The 849-nt window shown below is 51.2% G+C and carries 1 protein-coding gene; it reads right to left on the reverse strand.

The annotated features are described in order from the left end of the window. Positions 1-77: 77 nt before the first annotated feature. Entirely contained in the window at positions 78-518 is a 441-nt protein-coding gene (locus ACFOZ5_RS13395) for a hypothetical protein (protein ID WP_379888137.1), read from the reverse strand. Positions 519-849 lie beyond the last annotated feature (331 nt).

Here is an 849-nt window from a genome sequence, read left to right on the forward strand (position 1 = left end):
GATCTGGCTGTCGGAAAAACGTGACCTCTTCATGCAGAATCTCCCTGCGTGTAGCTTACGGAAAATTCTACTTTTGATCACCGCTGTTTTTCGGGGGGATTACCCACCCAGCTCGCAACAGACGTAACCGTGACCTCAGGAAAGGAAAGTGGGTTGAACTGGCCAGTAATATCTCGCTTTGTGGAACTGAACTCGAAGAATTCCCGCAGCTCGGCATCCGACAGCGACCACATGTACCAATAGCGCTGAACGCTGAGATCACTAATCAGGTCCATCAGACGAGTGGTCAGACTGTTACGGGGGATATCGTAGATAATCTGCGCGTTGATTGCCGAGCGTTCCTGTGAAGGCAGGTGCCGATATACCGCAATTCCATTCAGTATCGGCGCATACAGATCAGGAGCTTTGGCGAGCTGGGCCTGATAGTTGCTCAGCCCCATCAAATCCGCGAGAGCCATAAAGGGGGATTGCCGAAAATCGGCAGTAACATATCGACCTGAAACAGCCGGGGTAGCCATATACTCTCCTTGTAAAATATCGTCCAGTTCCTGAAGACGGTTAATAATTTGACGGGGTCAGACCACTGTGTCAACTATCCGAAACCACGACATGTGTTCGTGATTCGGGGAGCTGACAGCAAGATCACGAACACACACAGTCACGAATCTTATAACGTCAGCTCGTCTTGCTTGAGCATGGGCTTGCCTTTGAAAGAAGATTTTCTGCCACGGAATCCACGGAAGGACATATATGGTCTCCTCCCATTTGCAAGGCCTCAGACGTTGATGAGGGACAGGTTGCTGCCATATATCCGGCCTGTTGACGAGGCGGCTCTGCCACCTCTGGCCC

This window comes from Marinobacter lacisalsi (assembly GCF_042651045.1).
GTDB lineage: Bacteria > Pseudomonadota > Gammaproteobacteria > Pseudomonadales > Oleiphilaceae > Marinobacter > Marinobacter lacisalsi.

Coding starts and splice junctions, on each gene's coding strand:
- ACFOZ5_RS13395 (WP_379888137.1), bottom strand. CDS start 518: ATGGCTACCCCGGCTGTTTCAGGTCGATATGTTACTGCCGATTTTCGG.